This window comes from Streptomyces sp. NPDC044044 (assembly GCF_056434405.1).
Genome location: NZ_JBWKFG010000009.1, coordinates 153,591 through 175,334 on the forward strand (window position 1 = coordinate 153,591; position 21,744 = coordinate 175,334).

A 21,744-nucleotide genomic window follows, 5' to 3' on the forward strand; every position below is an offset into this window, starting at 1 on the left:
ATCAGCGCTAGTTTGGGGTGCGGACGGGGTACGGACGACTACCTGTGACGACCACCTGAGGAGTGCGATGAAGGCCCACGACGGCATGTACATCGGAGGCGCCTGGCGGCCCGCCGCCGGCACGGACACGATCACGGTCCTGAACCCGGCCGACGAGCAGCCGATCGGCCAGGTCCCCGCCGGAACGGCACAGGACGTCGGCGCGGCGGTGCGAGCCGCCCGCGAGGCCTTCCCCTCCTGGGCCGCGACCCCGCCCGCCGAGCGCGGCGCGCTCATCGGGGCGCTGCGTGACCAGCTGGTCGCCCGCAAGGACGAGATCGCCGAGACGGTGACGGCGGAGCTCGGCTCCCCGCTCCCGTTCTCGCAGATGGTGCACGCGGGCGTGCCGATCCTGGTCTCCGGCTCGTACGCCGACCTCGCGGCGACGTACGCCTTCGAGGAGAAGATCGGCAACTCCACCGTCTACATGGAGCCGGTCGGCGTGGTCGGCGCGATCACGCCCTGGAACTACCCCCTCCACCAGATCGTCAACAAGGTGGCCCCCGCGCTCGCCGCGGGCTGCACGGTGGTCCTGAAGCCCGCCGAGGACACTCCGCTCACCGCCCAGCTCTTCGCCGAGGCCGCGCACGAGGCGGGCATCCCCGCAGGCGTCTTCAACCTCGTCACCGGACTCGGCCCGGTCGCGGGCCAGGCGCTCGCCGAGCACGAGGGCGTCGACCTGGTCTCCTTCACGGGATCGACGGCGGTCGGCAAGCAGATCGGCGCGACCGCGGGCGCCGCGGTCAAGCGCGTCGCCCTGGAGCTCGGCGGCAAGTCCGCCAACGTCATCCTGCCCAGCGCCGACCTGACCGCGGCGGTCAAGGCGGGCGTCGCCAACGTCATGTCCAACTCCGGCCAGACGTGCAGCGCGTGGACCCGCATGCTGGTGGACTCCGCGCGGTACGACGAGGCGGTCTCGCTCGCCGCGGAGGCCGCGGCCAAGTACGGCGCCCGCATCGGCCCCGTCGTCAACGCCAAGCAGCAGGCGCGCGTGCGGGGTTACATCGACAAGGGGGTCGAGGAGGGCGCCCGCGTGGTCGCCGGCGGCTCCGAAGCGCCGCGCGAGCAGGGCTACTTCGTCCAGCCGACGGTCTTCGCCGACGTCACCCCCGAGATGACGATCGCCCAGGAGGAGATCTTCGGCCCGGTCGTCTCGATCATCAGGTACGAGGACGAGGACGAGGCCCTGCGGATCGCGAACGGCACCGTGTACGGCCTCGCGGGCGCGGTCTGGGCGGCCGACGACGCGGAGGCGATCGCGTTCGCCCGCCGCATGGACACCGGACAGGTCGACATCAACGGCGGCAGCTTCAACCCCCTTGCCCCGTTCGGGGGTTACAAGCAGTCGGGAGTGGGCCGGGAGCTGGGCCCGCACGGGCTCGCGGAGTACCTCCAGACGAAGTCGCTCCAGTTCTGATCCCCGGTTCTGACCCCCGGTCCTGATCCCCGGTCCTGATCCCCAGTTCTGATCCTCAGTTCTGGTCCCCCTTCCGTCCGCACCCAAGGAGTACGTCACCGTGGTCCGCGCCGCTGTTCTGCCCGCCGTCGGCTCTCCCCTGGAGATCACCGAGATCGACCTGCCCGAGCCGGGCCCGGGTCAGGTGCGGGTGCGTCTCGCCGCCGCCGGGGTCTGCCACTCCGACCTGTCCCTGACCAACGGCACGATGCGGGTACCCGTGCCCGCCGTGCTCGGGCACGAGGGCGCGGGGACGGTCGTGTCCGTGGGGGAAGGGGTCACGCACGTCGCACCGGGCGACGACGTGATCCTCAACTGGGCGCCGTCCTGCGGCAGTTGTCACCCCTGCTCGCTCGGTGAGGTGTGGCTGTGCGTGAACGCGCTGGCCGGTGCGGCCGACGTGTACGCCAAGCGTGCGTCCGACGGCGCCGACCTCCACCCGGGCCTGAACGTCGCCGCCTTCGCCGAGGAGACGGTGGTCGCGGGCAACTGCGTGCTGCCGGCCCCCGACGGCATCCCGCTGACCGATGCGGCGCTCCTCGGCTGCGCCGTGCTCACCGGGTACGGCGCCGTGCACCACTCGGCGAAGGTCCGCGAGGGTGAGACGGTGGCGGTCTACGGAGTCGGGGGCGTGGGTCTCGCGACGCTCCAGGCGGCACGGATCGCCGGAGCCTCGCAGATCATCGCGGTCGATGTGTCCCCGGAGAAGGAGGAGTTGGCGCGGTCCGCGGGGGCGACGGAGTACGTGGTCGCCTCCGAGAAGACGGCGAAGGACATCCGCAAGCTGACGGGCGGCCAGGGTGTCGACGTGGCGGTGGAGTGCGTGGGGCGTGCGGTGACGATCCGTACGGCCTGGGAGTCCACGCGCCGCGGCGGGCGTACGACGGTGGTCGGCATCGGCGGCAAGGACCAGCAGGTCACCTTCAATGCCCTGGAGATCTTCCACTGGGGCCGGACGCTCTCGGGGTGCGTGTACGGGAACTCGGACCCCGTGGCGGACCTGCCGGTCCTCGCCGGGCATGTCCGGGCGGGGCGCCTCGACCTGAGCGGCCTGGTGACCGACCGGATCGCGCTGGACGGGATTCCCGCGGCCTTCGAGAACATGGTGGCGGGCAAGGGCGGACGGGCGCTGGTGGTGTTCTAGGCACCTTTCAGCCCGTCCGGCTGCCCAGCTGACTGGCTGTCCGGCTGTCCGGCTGCCCGGCTGTCCGGCGTTCGAGGACGAACTCGGCGAAGCCGGTGACCGACGGAACGCATCGGTCCCGGTGGAGCCGGGTTTTCGGGGCGGGGAGGGGTCGGGGAAGGAACCTCCTGTGTGAACCGTTGACCACATACCCACCGGTCGGTACGGTCCCTGCAATCACACGCCCACCCCCTGTCCCGTCCCCGGACCCACCGGAGTGTGCACCGCATGGACCCCGCACCGTCCTCCGCAGCCCCCCTGGTTGCTCCCGCTCCCGCGTCACCGGCGGACCCCCACCGCCGCAAGGTGGCCACCGCGGCGGCTCTCGCCTCGGCCGTCGAGTGGTACGACTACTTCGTCTTCGGCATCGCCGCCGCCCTCGTCCTCGGCGACCTCTACTTCCCCTCCGGCAGCTCGTCCGCCGGAGTGCTCGCCGCGTTCGCCACCTTCGCCGTCGGCTTCCTGGCCCGCCCCATCGGCGGCATCATCGCGGGCCACCTCGGCGACAAGCGTGGCCGCAAGCCCATGCTGGTCCTCGCGCTGACCCTGATGGGCCTGTCCACCACGGGCATCGGCCTGCTCCCCACGTACGAGACGGTCGGCATCGCCGCGCCGATCCTCCTCGTCACCCTCCGCGTGTTCCAGGGCATCGCGGTCGGCGCGCAGTGGGGCGGCGCGATGCTGATGGCCACCGAGTACGCCCCCGAGGGCAAGCGCGGCCTCTACGGCAGTCTGGTCCAACTGGGCGTCCCCATCGGCGTGGTGACCGCCAACACGGTCTTCCTGATCGCCGGGGCCGTCACCAGCGAGAGCACCTTCGAGGCATGGGGGTGGAGGGTGCCCTTCATGGTCGGCCTCCTCGTGCTCGTGCTCGCCTGGTACATCCACACGCGCGTGGAGGAGACGCCGGAGTTCCGCGAGGCGGAGCGCGCGCTCGCCGAGAAGGAGAAGAGCCAGAAGGGCGCGGGCGCCGAAGGGGGCAACTCACCCCTGCGCACCATCCTCCGCCACCACCTCGGCACCGTGTTCCTGGCCGGCGGCTCCTTCGCGGTGAACACCGCGACGTTCTACATCATCATCACCGGCGTCCTCGACTACACCACCCGCGAACTCGACATGAAGCGCAGCGCGGTCCTCACCGTCTCGCTCTGCGTCAGCCTCACCCAGCTCGCCCTGATCCCGGCGTCCGCGGCGCTCTCCGACCGCATCGGGCGGCTGAGGATCTACGCCCTGGGTGCCGCCGGTCTCGCGGTCTGGGCCGTGCCGATGTTCCTGCTCATCGACACCGGTTCACTGCTGTGGCTGGCCGTCGGCACCTTCGTGACCAGCTGTTTCCTCAGCATCATGTACGGGCCGCAGGCCGCGCTCTTCGCGGAGCTCTTCACGGCCGAGATGCGTTACACCGGAGCCTCGCTCGGCTACCAGATCGCGGCCGTGTTCGGCGGCGGGCTCGCGCCGTTCGTGATGGTGCTGCTCCTGGAGGCGACGGGCACGTCGATGGCCGTCTCCGCGTACATCATCGGGCTCGCGGTGATCGCCCTGATCTCCATCAAGGTGCTTGCGGGGCGGGCGAGTTCCCGCTGACGGGACCGGCCGCCGACGACACATCCGCATCCGGCGCCGTCACGCCCGACGGCGCCGGATGCGCCGTACGCAGCCGTGAGAAGGACTTGGCCGCCGCCAGGAACGCGAGCGTCGTCAGGACGAACGGCCAGGTGAAGGTGTGCCCGCCGGACGGCGCGAGGAGCGCCGACATCGCCGAGCTGACGGCGGTCGCGGTGGCCGCGCCCACCGTCGCGTACGCGAGCGTCGCGCCCCGCGCCGGAAGGAAGACGCCGCACAGCGCGAGCGCGACGAGCACCGAGTTGTATCCCATCGAGCCGTCCGCGATCTGCGCGGCGGGCGCCCCCAGCGCCCACGCCGAAGCGATCCCGACCGCGCTGCCGAGGCACGCCACGGCCCCCGCGCGACGGCTCGCGACGAAGAGGCCCACGAGCAGCACCGCGCCGACGTACCACTGCGGCATGAAGAAGATCTGCGCGAAGCCCGCGAAGAACGCCCGTGCCAGGTCGTCGAGTTGGAGCGAGGTCGGGCCCGTCGCCGCGCGCGTCAGCGCGGCCAGGGCGTCCCCGTGGTGCCAGACCCGCTCGAAGCCGGGCGCCGCGATGGTCGTGGCGCTCGCGAGCAGGCAGTACGGCAGCGTGAGCGAGGGCAGGTCCCAGACGGCGAGGAGGTTGGCGGCCGCCGCCGTCACGACCGTGACCACCACGCAGCCCGCGAGGGCGAGCGCGGCCGTGGACAGATGTCCGGCGCCGAGGAACACGGCGAAACACAGGGCGGTGAGGCAGGCGTTGAAGCCTTCGAGGCCGGTCGACACGCGGTCGTGCGCCGCGCCGAGGAGCCGTGCCGTGGCCGTGCCGACGGCCGTTCCTGCCAGACCGTAGAGGCCGTACTGCCAGCCCGCGGCGAAGAGCGCCACGCAGAAGAGGGCGCCCGCCGTCGCGCTGGGCAGGAAGGTGACCTGTGCCTGGCCGCGCAGGACGTGAGCGGCGAAGGGCAGGGCCCCAAGTGGCCGACGCCTGGCATCCATTGAGGGCCCCATGGCTCGCTCCCGTGTTACGTCCATGTTTCACCCGACAAGACGGATGCACTTTACATCTACTCGTCGGGTGCGGCGATACCGAGGTGCGTCTCCAACGCCAGGGCCCCCGCCGGTGTCACCTTGACCGCCCGCTCCGAACCGATCCGCACGCACCATCCGGTGTCAAGGGCGTGGCGGCACAGTGCCGCGCCCGCGACCCCCGCCAGGTGCGGTCTGCGCTCCGTCCAGTCGAGGCAGGCGCGGGCCAGCGGGCGCCTGCCGGTGCGCTCCAGGGCGATGCCCAACTCCCCGAACCAGCCGACCCCTTCGTCGGTCAGGGCGAAGCCCGTGTCCTGTCGCAGCAGCCCGCGCTCCGTCATGGCCCGGGTGATCGTGATCCCCAAGTGGCCCGCCAGATGGTCGTAACAGGTGCGCCCCCGCGCCATCGCCCCGCTCGCACTGGACTCCCGCAGCGTGCGCGGTGGCCTGGCCGCGGCCCCGCCCGGCCGTACGTACGAGGTCAGGTCCTCGACCAGCTGCGCCACCCGCGCGTCGGCGAGGCGGACGTAGCGGTGGCGCCCCTGCCGCTCCTCGGTGAGCAGTCCTCCCGCGACCAGCTTCCCCAGGTGCTCGCTCAGCGTGGAGGCGGCGACCCCCGCGTGCCGCGCCAGCTCGCCCGCGGTCCAGGCCCGTCCGTCGAGCAGCGCGAGCAGGCAGGCGGCGCGCGTCTCGTCGGCGATGAGCCCGGCGAGCGCGGCGAGGCGTGGGGTGGCGGGATCCGTCATGGCTCAAGGATGCGCCGGGAACCGTTCGGTGTGCGCCGAACGGTCAACCGGGCGTCGCAGGGCGGTTGTCGAGTGGTCGTCCCGGTGGTCGTCCCGGTGGTCGCGGTCGCGGGACCGTCATCCGGTGGGCGCCGCCACCTGCGCGTACTGGAGCGCGAGCCCGTCGAGCAGTGCCCGCAGTCCCGCCTCGAAGGCCCGCTCGTCGATCTCCTGCTGGCGCTCGGCCAGGAGGTGGGCCTGGCCCAGGTGCGGATAGTCGGCCGGGTCGTAGGCGGTCTCGTCGTCCACGAAGCCGCCGGCGAAGGAGCCGAGGGCCGAGCCCATGATGAAGTACCGCATCAGCGCGCCGATCGACGTGGCCTGCGCGGCGGGCCAGCCCGCGTCGACCATCGCGCCGAACACCGCGTCCGCGAGCCGCAGTCCGGCCGGGCGGCGGCCGGGCCCCGAGGCGAGCACCGGAACGATGTTGGGGTGCAGGGTGAGTGCCGCGCGATAGGAGACAGCCCAGTCGTGCAGTGCCGTACGCCAGTCGCGCTCGTCGGCGGGCTCGAACATCGACAGGTCGACCTGCGCGCTCACCGAGTCCGCGACGGCCTCCAGGATCTCGTCCTTCGTGCGGAAGTGGTTGTAGAGCGAGGGCCCGCTGACCCCGAGCTCGGCCGCGAGGCGGCGCGTCGAGACGGCGGCGAGGCCCTCGGAGTCCACGAGCGCGCGCGCCGTCCCGACGATGCGATCTCTGCTGAGGAGGGGCTTGCGCGGTCGGGCCATGCGGCACATAGTAGGGCTGCCGTAAGAAACTAGCAGTGCTAATTTAAATCCGGTCCGCAGAGTCGACCCGAAGAGGTGCCCCCGATGAATCTGGAGCTCAGCGAGGAGCAGTCCGCCGTCCGGCAGCTGGCCAAGGACTTCGTGGCCCGCGAGATCGCCCCGCACGTCATCGAGTGGGACCGCGCCGAGAGCGTCGACCGGTCCATCGTGAAGAAGCTCGGCGAGGTCGGCTTCCTCGGGCTCACGATCGACGAGGAGTACGGCGGCTCGGGCGGCGACCACCTCGCCTACTGCCTGGTGACCGAGGAGCTGGGGCGCGGCGACTCGTCCGTGCGTGGCATCGTGTCGGTCTCGCTGGGCCTCGTGGCCAAGACCATCGCGTACTGGGGGAGCGAGGAGCAGAAGCGGCAGTGGCTGCCGGGGCTCACCTCCGGGGAGCTCGTCGGCTGCTTCGGTCTCACCGAGCCGGGCACCGGGTCCGACGCGGGAAACCTCTCGACGAAGGCCGTGCGCGACGGCGACGACTACGTCATCAACGGCTCCAAGATGTTCATCACGAACGGCACCTGGGCCGATGTCGTGCTGCTCTTCGCTCGGACGAACGACGCCCCCGGCCACAAGGGCGTTTCCGCCTTCCTCGTGCCGACGAGCACCCCCGGCCTGAGCCGCCGCACCGTCCACGGCAAGCTCGGCCTGCGCGGCCAGGCCACCGCCGAGCTGGTCCTTGTGGACGTCCGCGTCCCGGCCTCGGCCATGATGGCGCCCGAGGGCAAGGGATTCTCGGTCGCCATGTCGGCGCTGGCCAAGGGGCGGATGTCGGTCGCCGCCGGGTGCGTGGGCATCGCCCAGGCCGCCCTCGACGCGGCCGTGACGTACGCGACCGAGCGCGAGCAGTTCGGCAAGCCCATCGCGGGACACCAGCTGGTGCAGGAGCTGATCAGCGACATCGCGGTGGACGTGGACGCCGCGCGCCTGCTGACCTGGCGGGTCGCCGACCTCATCGACCGCGGGCAGCCCTTCACCACGGAGTCCTCCAAGGCCAAGCTGTTCGCATCGGAGGCCGCCGTACGCGCCGCCAACAACGCGCTGCAGGTCTTCGGCGGCTACGGCTACATCGACGAGTACCCCGCGGGCAAGCTGCTGCGCGACGCACGCGTGATGACGCTCTACGAAGGCACGAGCCAGATCCAGAAGCTGGTCATCGGACGGGCGCTGACGGGGGTTTCGGCGTTCTGAGCGCGCCGGTCGAGCGTGTGAGGGAGTACGTGACCGAGTACGTGAGCTGAGTACCGGAGCTGAGTACGGGAGCGGATGTGGCGCAGCCGCTCCCGGGCGAGGCTCTGATCATGAGTGAGACACCGGTCAAGCAGCAGAGCACCACCGCCTACTACGGTCAGGCGGTCGCGTCGTTCGCCGTGGCGCTCGGCGCGACGGCGGTCGGCATCTACAGCCTCGACGTCAGCGGCTGGATCCGCGCCTTCCTCGCCATCTCCGTCCTGTACCTGACGACGTCCGCGTTCACCCTCGCCAAGGTGATCAGGGACCGGCAGGAGGCGGACCAGCTCGTCAGCCGTGTCGACCAAGCCCGCCTGGAGAAGATTCTCGCCGAACACGACCCGTTCAAGCCGGTGGCCTGACCGGCGTCCTAAGCGCTTGCTCACCGTCAGGGGTATGGTGTCCCTCCCGACCGGCGGAAGGAGTGGGCGATGAGCACGGCGGAGAAGACCGAGGGCGATGACCTGCCATGGGGCGAGGTCACGCCTGATGCGGCGCGGCGGCTGCTGATCGCCGCCGTCGAGGCCTTCGCCGAGCGTGGGTACCACGCGACGACGACCCGGGACATCGCGGGCCGCGCCGGCATGAGCCCGGCGGCGCTCTACATCCACTACAAGACCAAGGAAGAGCTGCTCCACCGCATCAGCAGGATCGGCCACGACAAGGCCCTGCTGGTCCTGCGCACCGCGGCCGACGGTCCGGGCAGCGCGGCGGAGCGCCTCGCGGAGGCCGTACGCTCCTTCGTCCGCTGGCACGCCGACCACCACACCACCGCCCGAGTGGTCCAGTACGAGCTGGACGCGCTCGGCGATGAGCACCGCACGGAGATCGTCGCGCTGCGCCGCCAGTCGGACGCCGCCGTGCGGGACATGATCAACGACGGGGTGCGGGACGGGGAGTTCGACGTCCCCGACGTGCCGGGCACCACGCTGGCCGTGCTCTCGCTCTGCATCGACGTGGCCCGCTGGTTCAACGTCGCGGGCCACCGGACGCCCGACGAGGTCGGCGCGCTCTACGCCGACCTCGTGCTGCGCATGGTGGGGGCTCGGACAGCGGTTCAGAAGTAGTAGCGGTTCAGAAGTAATAGCGGGAGACCGACTCCGCGACGCAGGCGGGCTTCTCGCTGCCCTCGCGCTCGACGGTGACCACGGCGGTCACCTGCACGCCGCCGTCCTTGGTCTGCTCGACCTCCTTGAGCACGGCGGTCGCCCGTACCCGCGAACCCGAGGGTACGGGGGAGGGGAAGCGGACCTTGTTGGTGCCGTAGTTGACACCCATCTTCATGCCCTCGACCCGCATGACCTGCGGCACCAGGCTCGGCAGCAGCGACAGCGTCAGATAGCCGTGCGCGATGGTCGTCTTGAAGGGGCCCTGCGCCGCCTTCTCCGCGTCCACGTGGATCCACTGGTGGTCGCCCGTGGCGTCGGCGAACAGGTCGATCCGCTTCTGGTCGACCTCGAGCCATTCGCTGTGCCCGAGCTGCTCGCCGACTCCGGCACGCAGGTCGTCGGCCGACGCGAAGATCCTCGGCTCTGCCATGTCCCTGGCCTCCTCAAAGTATTCGAACTAAGCGCTTGCTCAGCATGCTGTGTGCGCCGACGTGTGTCAACGGACCGGTCACGGACGTGTGTCAACGGACCAGTCACGAGAGCCGACGGATCAGCCATTAGGGTGTGAGGGGTGCCCCAGATCCCAGAGAAGATCCACGAGCTCACGGTCGGCCAGTTGTCGGCCCGCAGTGGCGCGGCCGTGTCCGCCCTGCACTTCTACGAGTCCAAGGGCCTGATCTCCAGCCGCCGCACGTCGGGCAACCAGCGCCGCTACCACCGTGACGCGCTGCGCCGCGTCGCCTTCGTCCGCGCGGCCCAGCGCGTCGGCATCCCCCTCGCCACGATCCGCGAGGCACTCGACTCGCTCCCCGAGGAGCGCACTCCCACTCGCGAGGACTGGGCGCGCCTGTCGGAGGCCTGGCGCTCGGAACTGGACGAGCGCATCAATCAGTTGGGCCGTCTGCGCGATCACCTCACGGACTGCATCGGCTGCGGCTGTCTCTCCCTGGAGAACTGCGTGCTCTCCAACCCCGACGACGTCTTCGGCGAACGCCTCACCGGCTCCCGTCTGTTGGTGGAGCGGCGCCCTCGGGCTTAGCGGTCCGGGGCGTCGTGACCTCGGGTGCCGTTGCCTCGGGTGTGGTGACCTCGGGGGGTGTGGTGACCTCGGGCCGTTCGCGCGGCCCCAGGTGGCGGAAAGCCACGCTCAGGATCACCGCGGCGAGCGCCCCCGCCGCCACCCCGCTGCCGAAGATCGTGTGCGCCCAGGGCGGCAGCGGTGCGTACAGGCCCGGGGTCATCACCGGCAGCAGCCCCGCGACCAGGGCGAGGGCGACGACGATGCTGTCGGTGCCGTGCGTGAGGTCGACCCGGGACAGCATGCTGAAACCGAGCACGGCGATCACCGCGTAGATGACCAGGCCCGCGGCGCCGACCACCGGCTCGGGGATGGCGGCGAGCAGCCGCGTCAGCGGGGTGAACAGACCGCAGACGATCAGCAGCACGCCCGCGCCGGCCGTGACGAACCGGCTGCGTACACGCGTCAGTTGGACGATGCCGATGTTCTCGGCGCTGGTCACCATCAGCGAGGTGCCGAAGACACCGGCGCCCAGCGAGACGAGGGCGTCGGCGCGGGCGATGCGCGGTACGTCCCTGCCCGCGTCCGGGGTGCGGCCGACCGCCTCGCTGTTGAGCACCGTCTGCCCGGTGGCCTCGGCGAGCGAGGCGAGCGCGAAGACGAGCAGCGGGATCGCGGCGAGCAGGTCGAAGTGCGGGGCGCCGTAGGGGAACGGGTCAGGGAGCGCGAACGCGGCGCCGGACGCGAGATGGATGTCCGTGCCGAGGAGGAGCGCGATGGCGGTGCCGCCCACGAGGCCCAGGAGCACCGCCATCTGCCGCCATACGCCCCGCAGGACGAGGAAAAGGACCGCGATGACGCCGAGCGTCGCGAAGCCGGGGCCGGGGCCCGACGCCACCATCGGCGCGGTCACCTTGATCATGTTGACGCCGATCAGGACGACGGTCGTCCCCATCACCAGGGGCGGGAACAGCCGCACGATGCGGCCGTAGAAGGGCAGTACGCAGATCAGGAAGGCGGCGGCGACCAGTACGGACCCCGATGCCGTCGCAGGCCCGTACTCCTTCCCGATCTGCAGGAAGATCGCCACCGCGGCCCCGCCCGGCAGCATCAGGAACGGCAGCCGGGCGCCGACGCGCAGCGCCCGCACGCCGAGGGACTGGAGCAGCGCCCCGATGCCGCACAGCACCAGCGTGGCGCTGAGCAGCGATGCCGTCTGGGCGGCGGTCAGGCGCAGCGTCGTGCCGATCAGGATCACCGAGGAGACGGGTGCGGCGATCCCGGCGAGCAGGTGCTGAAGGGCGAGGGGCGCGAGGCGCGCGACGGGGAGACGCTCGTCGACGGGGGCGATCACGGGGGCGACCACGGGGTCATCCCTTCGCTGGTGCGGGAGCGGGGGTGAGCCAGGGGAGTTCGGACGCGGCGTAGCGGTAGGCGCGGAAGACGGCGTTGGGTTCGGAGGGGAAGAGCTTGCGGACTTCTTCCTCGTCATAGCCGCCGAAGAACGGCACGACGTACTCCCAGCAGAGATAGCCGTCCGCGGTGACCTCGAAGAGGCGGCCCGCGGGGGAGTCGGTGACCAGGGTGTTGCCGTTCGGCAGGCGCTGGGCGCTGCCCATGAAGGGCGCGAAGAAGGCTTCGCGTGCCGGGTCGTGGTACTCCCAGACGACCTTTCCGCTCGCCCGCTCGATCTCGATGACCCGGCTGAACGGCACGTCCCAGTGCGGCCGGAACACGCCGTTGTCGAAGACGAGGAAGTTGCCGCTCGGCAGTTCGGTGGGGCAGTGCTGCTGGGAGACGACGCCGGGCTCGGAGCGCCAGATGATGTCGCCCGTCTCGCGGGATATGACGACGACGGCGGAGACCGAGCGGAAGCTGGCGAGGATGTTGCCGTCGCTCGTCGGCAGCACGCTGTTGATCAGGGGGTAGTGCTCGCGGGCGTAGTCCGGGTGGAGGGGGAAGTCCGCGCGGCCGAGGTGCTCGGAGACCTTCCACTCCCAGGTGGTGTTCCCCTCGGCGTCCACCTCGACGATGGTGTCCGCCCAGACCGTGCCGCCCTCGGCCTCGGATCCGGGCACGCCGCCTCGTACGGCTGCCGCGTCCGCGCCGGTGAGGGGTTCGAGGGCGGTGTAGAGGAGCCGCCCGTCGCCGTAGTGGTGCGCGTCGTGGTGCTGGAAGCGGTCGCGGTGCTCGCGCAGGACCGTGCCGTCCGGGGCTATCTCCTGCATGATCCCGCCGCGGTACTTGTGCCACATGGGGAAGAGCGCGGGCTCGTCGGGCAGTACGCCGCTGTAGGCGAGGTTCCCGTTCGGCAGGATCCGTGCGTGGCGTCCTGGGCGGTGCGGGAGGTTCCACTGGTGGGCGATGTCGCCGTGGGCGTCGATGAGGTAGACCTCGCCGTTGCCGGTGAGCGGTGCGAAGAGGGTGTAGCCGCCGTAGCTGGCGTCCGCGTCCAGGGCCATCAGGCCGGTGCCGCGGCGGCGGCGCTGGTTCTGGTCCACGGGGGGCATGGGTGTGTCCTTTCGCTGTCGGCTACTTAAGTTTCTTAAGCAGTGCGGAAGAAGTTAACCCAAGGGATAGGCTTCGCGATATGGGTACGACTGAGTCGAGCAAGTCGAGCGAGTCGAGCGAGGCTGGCACTCCGCGGATCGGTCCCGGGATTCGCAGGCTTCGCCGCGCCCTGGATCTGACGCTGGCCGATGTGGCGGCGCGGGCGGGGGTCTCGGCGCCGTTCCTCAGTCAGGTGGAGAACGGCCGCTCCCGGCCCAGCATGGGGTCCCTGCAGCGCATCGCCGACGCCCTGGAGACGACGGCCGTCCAGCTCCTGGCCGCGGCGGATCCGCCGCGGCCGGTGGACGTGGTGCGCGGCGGATCGGCTTCCGTGAGGGAGGGGGAGGGGGAGGGCGGGCGCGAGGCCCGGATGCGCCCGCTGGTGCGGGGCCATCAGCGGCTGCACGCGCTGGAGTTCACCGGCGACCACGACTGGGGCCGCGAGTACCGCCACCGCAACGACGAGATCCTGTACGTGGCCGACGGCTCGGCCGAGGTGGAGGCGGACGGCTCGGTGTACCACCTGGAGCGCGGCGACACCCTGTACTGCGCCGCCGAACTGCCGCACCGCTGGCGCCCGTTGGAGGAGGGGACGCGAGTACTGGTGGTAGGGATCGCGGACGGGGTAAGGGTGACGGACGACAGGGGCTGCTGAGATACACGGCGGGACCGCGCTGAGGTGGCCGCAGGCTGCGGTGCTGGTCTGCCTTGGGTGCGGGGCCGTGCCGGTATGTCCGTCCTCGCTATCGTCCGGTGGCCGCGTTGCTGCTTCGCTGCTGGAGCGCCGGGAACCGTGCTCCGGGCGGACATACCGCCACGTCCCCTCGCGTGCGTGGCCGTCTGCGGGTGCGTGTGGGCTGCGGGGGCGGTCTGCCTTGGGTGCGGGGCCGTGCCGGTATGTCCGTCCTCGCTATCGTCCGGTGGCCGCGTTGCTGCTTCGCTACCGGAGCGCCGGGAACCGTGCTCCGGGCGGACATACCGCCACGTCCCCTCACGAGCGCTGCCGACTGCGAGTCCGTGGGCCCCGGGTCCCACGGCCCCCACCCCGCTGGTACGCCCCCCACCCCGCTGGTACGCCCCCCACCCCCGCCGGTACGGCCCCCACCCACCCCACTCTCGTACGCACTCCCCCCCCCACCCAGTGTTGGTTCCGCCCCTCCCCCCCCACCCCGTGTGGGTCCCCCCCCCACCCACCCCCCTGCCATGCACCCCACCCCACCCACCCTTCGTCGCTGCGGGGTAATCGGGTGGGTGGGCGGGAAAGCTTGTTCGTTCGGGGGTGGATGCGGGGTGAGCGGGCGGGTGGGTGGGAGAGGTCTGTTCAGGGGGAGCCGCTGCCGGGACGGGTGAGACCGGGCACCCACCCCGGCAGCGGGGTAAAGCGCGCCCCCCCGCTGCGGGGCGGGGCAAGGCAGGCACCCACCCCGGCAGCGGGGTACAGCGCGCCCCCCGCTGCGGGGCGGGGCAAGGCAGGTGCCCGCCCCGGCAGCGGGGTACAGCCGCGCCCCACCCCGGGAGGGCTACTCGTACTCCGTGCCGCCCTTTCGCGTCAGGTACGCGGGACTGACCGCCTTCGCGATCGCGCGACCCCCCGTCACGGGCGAGTACCGCTCGGCCGCAGGGCGGATCACGACCCCCTCGCGCAGATGCAGGGCCCGGCCCGACACCGTCTCGCGCCCCGTGGCGGTCTCCAGGACGCGGGAGGCGTCGTACGGGCCCTCGTACAGGCGCGGGACCAAGGGGAGTTCACCGGCGAGCACGGTCGCCGGGTCCAGCCAGCGCACCTCTCCGCCGACCTCCGCGCTCACGTCGAAGACCGCGTACCCGAGCGTCTCGCGGCGCCCGTCAGCGCCGTAGGCGAGGTCCTGGACCCCCGCTCCGTACACCTCACCGAAGATGCCGACCCGCCGCGCCCCGAGCCGCTCGGCCAGCGCGGCGGCCACCCCCGCGACCCCGTGGCCGTGGACCGCTCGCCAGTAGAGATTGCGCGGATCCTCCTTCAGGGCGAGGGACTTCGAGCCGAAGCCCTTCGACGAGACGTGCACCCTGCCGCCCTCGTCCGCGACGTACGTCAGCAGGCAGGCGGAGCCGTGCAGCTTCTCCGTGACGACCACCGGCTCACCGGGCGTGAAGATGTCCGGGTAGCGCTGGATGTTCTCGATGTCGACCCAGGGCAGCAGATCCGGTGCGGACTCCACGTCACCGCTCATGGTGGGCGGGATCGGGGGCACCCACTTGGACACGCCCAGCCGCTCCGCGAAATCCGTGCCCTGCTCCGCCGCCCGCGCCAGGTCGACCTCCGCGAGCGCACGTGGCCGGCACACGATGCCCTGTGACAGCTCGCCCCGCAGCCGTACCGCCTTCACCCGGTCCGACTTGCCGCCCGCGAGCCGGCCCGTGAGCCCCAACTCCTCGATCAGGGAGGCGGGAAGCACGGACTGCTCGGGGATGTAGAGCGCCGCGTCGCCGGTGCGGTACGCGCCCTTCGCGACGACCGCGCGGTACAGGCCCACCTGGGCCAGTTCGAGGGCGTCGGCGTTGGGATGCTCATGGATGGTCAGCACTTCGGCGGTCACGCGCAGCGTCGACATGGGACGGGCTCCTGGGTTCTACGACGGTCATCGACGTCAACTGTGCCGACGGCAAAGCGCTGGAGCGACCGGATTTGCGGCTGGTAGCGTCGCGCCGCCCCCTCAGTGGGGCGGTCTGCTCAGCAGAGACAGCGCCGCCGCCACCAACTCGGCGTTCGACGCGGCCCGTTCCCCGTCCGGCAGGACCAGCGTGTCCTCCAGGCCGATGCGCGTCGCGAGCCCCAGGCGTCCGGCGAGGCGCAGTACCGGCCAGGTGCCGCCCTCCTCGCCGTGCAGCAGGACGGGGCGGCCGTGTGCCCGGCCGATGGCGGTCAGGAGTGCGCGGGCCGAGTCGCGGGCCGTCGCGGGGTCGGGGTCCGTCACCTCCGCGAGGACCCGCAGGACCCGCGGGCCGAGCGCGGACGCCGTGAACCGCTCCGCGCTCTCCGTGCCGGACCAGATGCCCGCCTCCACGCCCACGCCCCTTTCCAGGAGCGCCTCGGCCACCGCTTCCGCGCCCGGCTCGTGCCAGTTGACCGACGCGTGGTCGGGCAGCACCGTCCACGCGCGGATGTGCGCCACCCGCCCGGCCGGGTCCGGTTCGGCCCACGCTCCCGTGGTCACCCCGACCGGGACGGAGGTCACGGACCGGACGGCTTCCAGCGCGGCCGCAACCGCACGTGGCGCCAACGTGTCTTGTCCACAAGGGGTCTTGGGGTGTACATGGACATCCCGGGCGCCTGCCGCGACGGCCTGTGCCGCGGACTCGGCCATCGCCCCGGGTGACAACGGGATCAACGCACCATCGCCCGCGCCGCGGGCGCCGTTCAGACATACCTGCATCACCACAGGACAGCACAGACGACGACACGCAGGGGGAGCGCCGATGGGAATCGCCATCTGTTCGTTGAAGTGGGACTCCGCGCGCACGGGCCGACAGAAGATCACGTACGACAGCGACGGCTACCACCTCGTGCGGTTTCCGTACACGGACGCCGAGGAGTCGTACGACCCGTGGCACATGCACGACCCGAGCAAGGGGAGCACGAGCCCCTCGCAGTTCCCCGACGCCCGGTCCGGGCTCATCTGGCCGAGCCACGACGGCTGGGGCACCCTGTCGGCGATGATCTTCTGGGAGCCGGACAGCCGGCCCACCGAGTACCGCGCCCGCTATGTGCGCGATCCGCTCGGCGGCTCCACGGGGTACGACTCGACGGCCACCACCGACTGGGTGCCCACCAAGGGCGGGCAGTACCGGACGCACACCTGGCAGATGTTCGTGCACCCGCAGACACCGGTCGGCCTGAAGATATCGGCACGCGGCGCGGGCGACGTGAAGATCGCCGCGCCGCTCATGTTCGCCGAGTTCAAGCTGGCCATCCAGTGGGACGTCGCGACGCCCTAGCCGCCACGGCGGCCGGACGTCACGCCGAGACCAGCGGCCGTTCCCGCCGTGCCCGCGCCCGTGCCATCGCCGCGGGCGTGAGCACCGGGGCCGGCACCACGATTCCGCAGCCCGTGCAGACGGCGCCCGAGGAAGGCTCGTGCGCCAGGCCGTGCGTCCAGACGAGATCGGACCGCGCGCACACCGGGCAGACCGTGCCCGGCTCGCGTTCGAGCGCCGCGATGAGCCGGCGCAGTACCTCGGCGAGCGGCTCACAGGGATGGACGCCGGGGTCGTCGCACCAGGCGACCCCGCACCCTCCCCAGGTGCAGCGGTGCCAGTCGTCGACGCTGCCGGGGCTGCGGAGCCCGTCGTGCTTCTCCTTGCGGCGGCGTTCCGCGAAGCCCTCCTCGTAGGCGAGCCAGACCGCCCGCGCCGCTTCCAGTTCGTCGAGCGCGGCCACGAGCCGCGCCGGGTCGGGCGACCGGTCCTCGGGCCCGAAGCCCGCCCGGGAGCACAGATGGTCCCAGGTCGCCCGGTGGCCGTAAGGGGCGAACCTCTCCAGGCACTTGCGCAGCGAGTACCGTCGCAGTGCCAAATCACTCAGCGGATCACGCACCTGTCTCGCGAGACTCCGGAATCCGGCCATCGCCCTGCACCTCCGTCGCACGTTCTCGGACGTTGCCGAGTAGACGTATCGACACGCGATTCGGCTCCCTTGTGGCCCATCCGATTTCGGATGGCTGTCATCAGACCCGCGATGTGGAGCTCTGAGCAGTGATGATGTGGCGATTCTGGAAAAGCGACGCATGTTCATCTTCCGGGTTCGGCAACCCGCCAGTAACCTCCGCCCCAACTCCCTCCCACAGGAGCACAAGCGGAGCCCAGAGGAGCACACATGCGACAGCGCATCGTCCGGCTCAGAACCCTCACCGCCACGGCGGCGCTCGCGCTCGCCGCGGGTCTCCTGGCGCCGCAGCCGGGGACGGCCGCCGCCGACGAGCCACCACCGGCCACCGACTACTGCGGGGCGCAGTGCGCGGACGTCCTGCCGCCGGGCGCGAACGGCAACGCCACACTCGCCGAGATCCTCAGCCACCGGGTGTTCGGCACACAACCCGCGCACGCGAACGACCAGTTGGGCCCCTACGACGCGCTCTCCTCCGGCTATCAGTCCCTCACCGACGACAAGCTGACGGAGTTCTTCAACGACGCCTCGTTCGGTGTCCGCGACGGCCAGGTCGCCTCCGTCACCAAGCCGCGCGACGACGTGACGATCACCCGGGACAAGAAGTACGGCATCCCGCACATCAAGGGCAGCACGCGCTACGGCACCGAGTTCGGCGCGGGCTTCGCGGCCGGGCAGGACCGGCTCTGGCTCATCGACCTGTTCCGGCACATCGGCCGCGGCGAGCTGACCTCGTTCGCGGGCGGCGCGCTCGCCAATCAGGGCCTGGAGCAGCAGTTCTGGCCGCAGGCGCCGTACACGGAGAAGGACCTGGAGAAGCAGGTCGAGTACATCAGGTCGACCCAGGGCGAGCGCGGCAAGCAGGCCATGGAGGACGCGCAGGCCTACATCGACGGCCTCAACTCCTACCGCGTGAAGTCCAAGAACGGCCGCTATTTCCCCGGTGAGTACGTCCTGACCGGCAAGATCGACGCGATCACCAACATCGGCGAGATCGAACCCTTCAAGATCACCGACATGATCGCCCTCGCGTCCGTCGTCGGCGGACTCTTCGGCAACGGCGGCGGCGGAGAGGTCGAATCGGCCCTCTCCCTCCTGAAGTCCCAGGAGAAGTACGGCGTCGAGAAGGGCACGAAGGTCTGGGAGTCCTTCCGCGCCCGCAACGACCCCGAGGCCGTCCAGACCATCCACGACGGCACGAGCTTCCCGTACGCGGGCAAGCCCAAGGACGCGCGCGGCACCGCGATGCCCGACGCGGGCTCGGTCGAGCGCGAACAGCTCGTGTACGACCGGGAGGGCGGCGCCAAGACCGCGGCCAAGGACCCGGTCAAGGCGCCCAAGAAGCTCGAACCGCTCCAGGGGATGTACGACGACGGGGTGCTCCCCGGCGACCTGTTCCAGCAGGACGGCCACAAGAAGGGCATGTCGAACGCCCTGCTCGTCTCCGGGAAGCACACCGCGAGCGGAAACCCGGTCGCCGTCTTCGGTCCGCAGACCGGCTACTTCGCGCCTCAGCTCCTCATGCAGCAGGAGCTGCAGGGCCCCGGCATCAGCGCGCGCGGCGTCTCCTTCGCGGGCGTCGGTATGTACGTCCAGCTGGGCCGCGGCCAGGACTACGCCTGGTCGGCCACATCAGCGGGGCAGGACATCACGGACACGTACGCCGTCGAGCTCTGCGAACCGGGCGGCGGCGCCCCCACGAAGCAGTCCACGCACTATCTCCACCACGGCACCTGCACCCCCATGGAGAAGCTGGAGCGCAAGAACGCCTGGAAGCCGACCCTCGCCGACTCCACGGCCGCGGGCTCCTACCGCATGCAGGTCTTCCGCACGAAGTACGGCGTCGTGACGCACCGCGCGAACGTCGAGGGCAAGCCCGTCGCGTATGTCTCGCTGCGCTCCACCTACCGCCACGAGGCCGACTCGATCATCGGCTTCCAGATGCTGAACGACCCGACGTACGTCAAGGACGCGTCGACCTTCAAGAAGGCCGCCGAGAACATCAGCTACGCCTTCAACTGGTTCTACGCCGACTCGCGCGACACCGCGTACTACAACAGCGGCGCCAACCCGCGGCGCGCGAAGGACATCGACCCCGCCCTGCCCGTCAAGGCCCAACAGGCTTACGAATGGCAGGACTTCGACCCGGAGAACAACACATCGGCACAGACGCCGGCGGCCGAGCACCCGCAGTCCGTCAACCAGGACTACTACATCTCCTGGAACAACAAGCAGGCCAAGGACTTCAGCACGGCGGGCTTCGGGGTGAGCGCCGTGCACCGCGGTGACCTGCTCGACGGACGGGTGAAGAAGCTCACCGAGGAGGGCGGCGTCACGCGGGCCTCGCTGACCCAGGCCATGTCCGAGGCGGCCGTCACCGACCTGCGCGGCGAACAGGTGCTGCCCGAACTCCTCAAGGTGGTGCGGAGCAAGCCCGTCACCGACCCCCAACAGGCCAAGGCCATCCAGCAGTTGGAGGCCTGGCGCAAGGCCGGGGCGCAGCGCAACCAGACGGCGGCAGGCTCCAAGACGTACGCCCACCCCGACGCCGTACGCATCATGGACGCCTGGTGGCCCCTGTTGATCGAGGCCGAGTTCAAGCCGGGCATGGGCAAGGAGCTGTACGACGCCCTGACGGCGCAGCTCGGCACCGACGAGTCACCGTCCGCCGGGCACGGCCCGACCGGGGCGCACGCCGGATCGGCCTTCCAGTACGGCTGGTGGGGCTTCGCGGACAAGGACCTGCGGTCGGTGCTGGGGCAGCCCGTCGAGGGCGAGCTGGGCGACGCGTACTGCGGCGAGGGAAAGCTGGACGCCTGCCGTGACGCGCTCCTGGCCACCCTGACGCAGGCCGTGGCCAAGCCCGCGACCGAGGTCTATCCCGGCGACGACAGCTGCAAGCCCGGCGAGCAGTGGTGCGCGGACTCGATCATCCACCGGGCGGTCGGCGGCATCACGCACGGGCCGATCCAGTGGCAGAACCGGCCCACGTACCAGCAGGTCGTCGAATTCCCCAAGCACCGCTAGGGAAGGACGAGCGGTCCCAGGGCAAAAGAGTCACGCCCGAGCGATCCGCCCTGCGGCGAACACGACACGCGCCAGCTCCTCATGGCAGATGTCACTGTGTGCGCCGGAGGGCGGACCGCCGCGCCGCACCACCGACGACGCGTCCACGCTCACGCACCCCTTGGCGGGGATCGCCCGGCCCAGCTTGACGCGCTTGGCGCCGTCCACCGCCCGGATGCCGTCGTACCCGATGGCGCCCCAGCGCTCCCAGAGGCCGAGGAAGGTCGAGGAGTCCCCGGCGATCTTCGACGCCAGGGGATAGATCTTGCCCAGGGCGTCGTCGTGGCGGGAGTAGCAGGACACCAGCGGGCCGTCGATCCGCCGCTGCACCCCGTTGAGCGCGCCGCTGCGCGAGGGAGCGTGCGGCAGGCGCTTGGAGAACGCGTAGTGGGAGAAGGCGCCTTGGAGCAGCGTCGTGGACTTCACACTGCGCACCGGCGCCGGCATCCCGCGCAGCGCGTACGACACGAGCCGTGCCCCGAAGCTGTGCCCGATGAGATGCACGCGCACGTCCGGTGCCTCGCGGGCGAGCAGCCCGATCGCGGGGCCGAGGCCCAGCTGGCCCACGGAGCCCGCCCGGCGTTTCATGGCGTAGTAGCTGGCCTGGCGCAGGAGTTCGTGCGCCCCGTTCCACAGACGTCTGCGCAGGCTGCCGAAGAGCTCCTGCTGTCCGGTCTCCTCCATCGCGGCGGCGAACACCTGGCACACCTCGACCGCGTCGTCGGTCAGCATGGCGGGCTCGCCCGCCCAGGTGTCGTTGGCGAAGCGCTGGGCCGCGCTGTTCTGGTGCACGGCGACCAGGTCGCGTACGAGGCGTCCGTACTCGTAGAGGCGCGAGGGCACCTCGGAGCGCTCCTCCAACAGTTCGCCGATGCGCCGGAGTCCGGCTTCGTGGTCGGGGAACGTGCGCGTCAGGAGGAGCCGGGTCGGCTCGTCGAGCTGGGGACCCACGCCGGGCGGTGGGCCCGCCCCGGTGTCCGTGAGCGAGGGTTCGAAGTCCGGGATCGGCTCGTCGGGGAAGCGGATGGCGGGCCAGAGCACGCCCACGTATCCCAGGCGTACGCGCGGTCCCGCGAGGCCCTGGCACGGAGCGTAGAACCGTCGGTAGAGGTCGGTGGCCATGTCTTGGTCGTTGTTCCAGCCGTGCGCGAGGACGAGGAGATCGGTGACGCGCTCGGCGGCCACCTCGGCGAGGAGGTGGTCGCGCTGCGTGGTGTCGACGTCCCCGTCGGCGTCGAAGGTCAGTTCCCAGTAGGGCTCCACGCGGCCATC

Annotated in this window: 20 protein-coding genes; 10 read left to right on the forward strand and 10 right to left on the reverse strand. The window is 71.1% G+C overall.

The features are described from left to right. Nucleotides 1-67: 67 nt before the first annotated feature. From AC07AG_RS31405 to AC07AG_RS31415, 3 genes are all read left to right on the forward strand, one after another. Nucleotides 68-1,456 (forward strand): aldehyde dehydrogenase family protein, encoded by a 1,389-nt coding sequence (locus tag AC07AG_RS31405; protein ID WP_478759520.1) that lies wholly within the window; start codon nt 68-70, stop codon nt 1,454-1,456. A 100-nt stretch (nt 1,457-1,556) separates the two neighbouring features. Further along, entirely contained in the window at nt 1,557-2,639 is a 1,083-nt protein-coding gene (locus tag AC07AG_RS31410; protein ID WP_478759521.1) for a Zn-dependent alcohol dehydrogenase, read from the forward strand. 267 nt (nt 2,640-2,906) lie between these two features. Then, entirely contained in the window at nt 2,907-4,262 is a 1,356-nt protein-coding gene (locus AC07AG_RS31415; RefSeq protein WP_478759522.1) for an MFS transporter, read from the forward strand. On the opposite strand, the gene AC07AG_RS31420 is transcribed toward AC07AG_RS31415, so the two are convergent. The 3 genes from AC07AG_RS31420 to AC07AG_RS31430 form a co-directional block, all read right to left on the reverse strand. Next, on the reverse strand, nt 4,228-5,268 hold the full coding sequence (locus tag AC07AG_RS31420; protein WP_478759523.1) for an urea transporter: 1,041 nt from the start codon (nt 5,266-5,268) through the stop codon (nt 4,228-4,230). The two genes, AC07AG_RS31415 and AC07AG_RS31420, sit on opposite strands and share 35 nt — an antisense overlap. 68 nt (nt 5,269-5,336) lie before the next feature. Further along, entirely contained in the window at nt 5,337-6,044 is a 708-nt protein-coding gene (locus tag AC07AG_RS31425; protein ID WP_478759524.1) for an ArsR/SmtB family transcription factor, read from the reverse strand. Nucleotides 6,045-6,161: 117 nt separating this feature from the next. Beyond that, on the reverse strand, nt 6,162-6,812 hold the full coding sequence (locus tag AC07AG_RS31430; protein WP_478759525.1) for a TetR/AcrR family transcriptional regulator: 651 nt from the start codon (nt 6,810-6,812) through the stop codon (nt 6,162-6,164). A gap of 84 nt (nt 6,813-6,896) precedes the next feature. On the opposite strand from AC07AG_RS31430, the gene AC07AG_RS31435 reads away from it, so the two are divergent. The 3 genes from AC07AG_RS31435 (at nt 6,897) to AC07AG_RS31445 (ending at nt 9,154) form a co-directional block, all read left to right on the forward strand. Beyond that, entirely contained in the window at nt 6,897-8,048 is a 1,152-nt protein-coding gene (locus AC07AG_RS31435; protein WP_478759526.1) for an acyl-CoA dehydrogenase family protein, read from the forward strand. Between the two features lie 110 nt (nt 8,049-8,158). Then, nucleotides 8,159-8,449, forward strand: a complete 291-nt coding sequence (locus tag AC07AG_RS31440) for a YiaA/YiaB family inner membrane protein (RefSeq protein ID WP_249590892.1) — start codon at nt 8,159-8,161, stop codon at nt 8,447-8,449. A 69-nt stretch (nt 8,450-8,518) separates the two neighbouring features. Continuing rightward, entirely contained in the window at nt 8,519-9,154 is a 636-nt protein-coding gene (locus AC07AG_RS31445) for a TetR/AcrR family transcriptional regulator (RefSeq protein ID WP_478759527.1), read from the forward strand. A gap of 7 nt (nt 9,155-9,161) precedes the next feature. Here AC07AG_RS31445 and AC07AG_RS31450 read toward each other — a convergent pair whose 3' ends face one another. Then, nucleotides 9,162-9,626: a MaoC family dehydratase gene (locus tag AC07AG_RS31450; protein WP_478759528.1), complete on the reverse strand. Its 465-nt coding sequence runs from the start codon at nt 9,624-9,626 to the stop codon at nt 9,162-9,164. Between the two features lie 141 nt (nt 9,627-9,767). On the opposite strand from AC07AG_RS31450, the gene soxR reads away from it, so the two are divergent. Continuing rightward, nucleotides 9,768-10,235 (forward strand): redox-sensitive transcriptional activator SoxR, encoded by a 468-nt coding sequence (gene soxR, locus AC07AG_RS31455; RefSeq protein ID WP_478759529.1) that lies wholly within the window; start codon nt 9,768-9,770, stop codon nt 10,233-10,235. Here the strand turns inward: soxR and AC07AG_RS31460 are convergent. Continuing rightward, nucleotides 10,192-11,580: a uracil-xanthine permease family protein gene (locus AC07AG_RS31460; protein WP_478759530.1), complete on the reverse strand. Its 1,389-nt coding sequence runs from the start codon at nt 11,578-11,580 to the stop codon at nt 10,192-10,194. The two genes, soxR and AC07AG_RS31460, sit on opposite strands and share 44 nt — an antisense overlap. 4 nt (nt 11,581-11,584) lie before the next feature. Then, nucleotides 11,585-12,724: an aryl-sulfate sulfotransferase gene (locus tag AC07AG_RS31465; RefSeq protein WP_478759531.1), complete on the reverse strand. Its 1,140-nt coding sequence runs from the start codon at nt 12,722-12,724 to the stop codon at nt 11,585-11,587. 80 nt (nt 12,725-12,804) lie between these two features. On the opposite strand from AC07AG_RS31465, the gene AC07AG_RS31470 reads away from it, so the two are divergent. Then, on the forward strand, nt 12,805-13,419 hold the full coding sequence (locus tag AC07AG_RS31470) for a helix-turn-helix domain-containing protein (RefSeq protein ID WP_478759532.1): 615 nt from the start codon (nt 12,805-12,807) through the stop codon (nt 13,417-13,419). 865 nt (nt 13,420-14,284) lie between these two features. On the opposite strand, the gene AC07AG_RS31475 is transcribed toward AC07AG_RS31470, so the two are convergent. Both AC07AG_RS31475 and AC07AG_RS31480 read right to left on the reverse strand, forming a co-directional pair. Further along, nucleotides 14,285-15,355 (reverse strand): RNA ligase (ATP), encoded by a 1,071-nt coding sequence (locus AC07AG_RS31475; protein WP_478759533.1) that lies wholly within the window; start codon nt 15,353-15,355, stop codon nt 14,285-14,287. 102 nt (nt 15,356-15,457) lie between these two features. Further along, entirely contained in the window at nt 15,458-16,180 is a 723-nt protein-coding gene (locus AC07AG_RS31480; RefSeq protein ID WP_478759534.1) for a 3-keto-5-aminohexanoate cleavage protein, read from the reverse strand. A 40-nt stretch (nt 16,181-16,220) separates the two neighbouring features. On the opposite strand from AC07AG_RS31480, the gene AC07AG_RS31485 reads away from it, so the two are divergent. Then, nucleotides 16,221-16,739, forward strand: a complete 519-nt coding sequence (locus AC07AG_RS31485; protein ID WP_478759535.1) for a hypothetical protein — start codon at nt 16,221-16,223, stop codon at nt 16,737-16,739. A 19-nt stretch (nt 16,740-16,758) separates the two neighbouring features. On the opposite strand, the gene AC07AG_RS31490 is transcribed toward AC07AG_RS31485, so the two are convergent. Beyond that, the gene (locus tag AC07AG_RS31490; RefSeq protein WP_478759536.1) at nt 16,759-17,367 is read right to left on the reverse strand and encodes a hypothetical protein; all 609 of its coding nucleotides are present in this window, start codon (nt 17,365-17,367) and stop codon (nt 16,759-16,761) included. 249 nt (nt 17,368-17,616) lie between these two features. On the opposite strand from AC07AG_RS31490, the gene AC07AG_RS31495 reads away from it, so the two are divergent. After that, on the forward strand, nt 17,617-20,433 hold the full coding sequence (locus AC07AG_RS31495; protein WP_478759537.1) for a penicillin acylase family protein: 2,817 nt from the start codon (nt 17,617-17,619) through the stop codon (nt 20,431-20,433). Nucleotides 20,434-20,463: 30 nt separating this feature from the next. Here AC07AG_RS31495 and AC07AG_RS31500 read toward each other — a convergent pair whose 3' ends face one another. Beyond that, the gene (locus tag AC07AG_RS31500) at nt 20,464-21,735 is read right to left on the reverse strand and encodes a serine-threonine protein kinase (protein WP_478759538.1); all 1,272 of its coding nucleotides are present in this window, start codon (nt 21,733-21,735) and stop codon (nt 20,464-20,466) included. Nucleotides 21,736-21,744 lie beyond the last annotated feature (9 nt).

Excerpts from the sequence above, each read along its gene's own strand:
- AC07AG_RS31420 (WP_478759523.1), bottom strand. The coding sequence starts at position 5,268 with ATGGATGCCAGGCGTCGGCCACTTGGGGCCCTGCCCTTCGCCGCTCAC.
- AC07AG_RS31475 (WP_478759533.1), bottom strand. The coding sequence starts at position 15,355 with ATGTCGACGCTGCGCGTGACCGCCGAAGTGCTGACCATCCATGAGCAT.
- AC07AG_RS31435 (WP_478759526.1), top strand. The coding sequence starts at position 6,897 with ATGAATCTGGAGCTCAGCGAGGAGCAGTCCGCCGTCCGGCAGCTGGCC.
- AC07AG_RS31465 (WP_478759531.1), bottom strand. The coding sequence starts at position 12,724 with ATGCCCCCCGTGGACCAGAACCAGCGCCGCCGCCGCGGCACCGGCCTG.
- AC07AG_RS31485 (WP_478759535.1), top strand. The coding sequence starts at position 16,221 with ATGGGAATCGCCATCTGTTCGTTGAAGTGGGACTCCGCGCGCACGGGC.
- AC07AG_RS31440 (WP_249590892.1), top strand. The coding sequence starts at position 8,159 with ATGAGTGAGACACCGGTCAAGCAGCAGAGCACCACCGCCTACTACGGT.
- AC07AG_RS31430 (WP_478759525.1), bottom strand. The coding sequence starts at position 6,812 with ATGGCCCGACCGCGCAAGCCCCTCCTCAGCAGAGATCGCATCGTCGGG.
- AC07AG_RS31495 (WP_478759537.1), top strand. The coding sequence starts at position 17,617 with ATGCGACAGCGCATCGTCCGGCTCAGAACCCTCACCGCCACGGCGGCG.
- AC07AG_RS31425 (WP_478759524.1), bottom strand. The coding sequence starts at position 6,044 with ATGACGGATCCCGCCACCCCACGCCTCGCCGCGCTCGCCGGGCTCATC.
- AC07AG_RS31450 (WP_478759528.1), bottom strand. The coding sequence starts at position 9,626 with ATGGCAGAGCCGAGGATCTTCGCGTCGGCCGACGACCTGCGTGCCGGA.
- AC07AG_RS31405 (WP_478759520.1), top strand. The coding sequence starts at position 68 with ATGAAGGCCCACGACGGCATGTACATCGGAGGCGCCTGGCGGCCCGCC.
- AC07AG_RS31470 (WP_478759532.1), top strand. The coding sequence starts at position 12,805 with ATGGGTACGACTGAGTCGAGCAAGTCGAGCGAGTCGAGCGAGGCTGGC.
- AC07AG_RS31415 (WP_478759522.1), top strand. The coding sequence starts at position 2,907 with ATGGACCCCGCACCGTCCTCCGCAGCCCCCCTGGTTGCTCCCGCTCCC.
- AC07AG_RS31490 (WP_478759536.1), bottom strand. The coding sequence starts at position 17,367 with ATGGCCGGATTCCGGAGTCTCGCGAGACAGGTGCGTGATCCGCTGAGT.
- AC07AG_RS31445 (WP_478759527.1), top strand. The coding sequence starts at position 8,519 with ATGAGCACGGCGGAGAAGACCGAGGGCGATGACCTGCCATGGGGCGAG.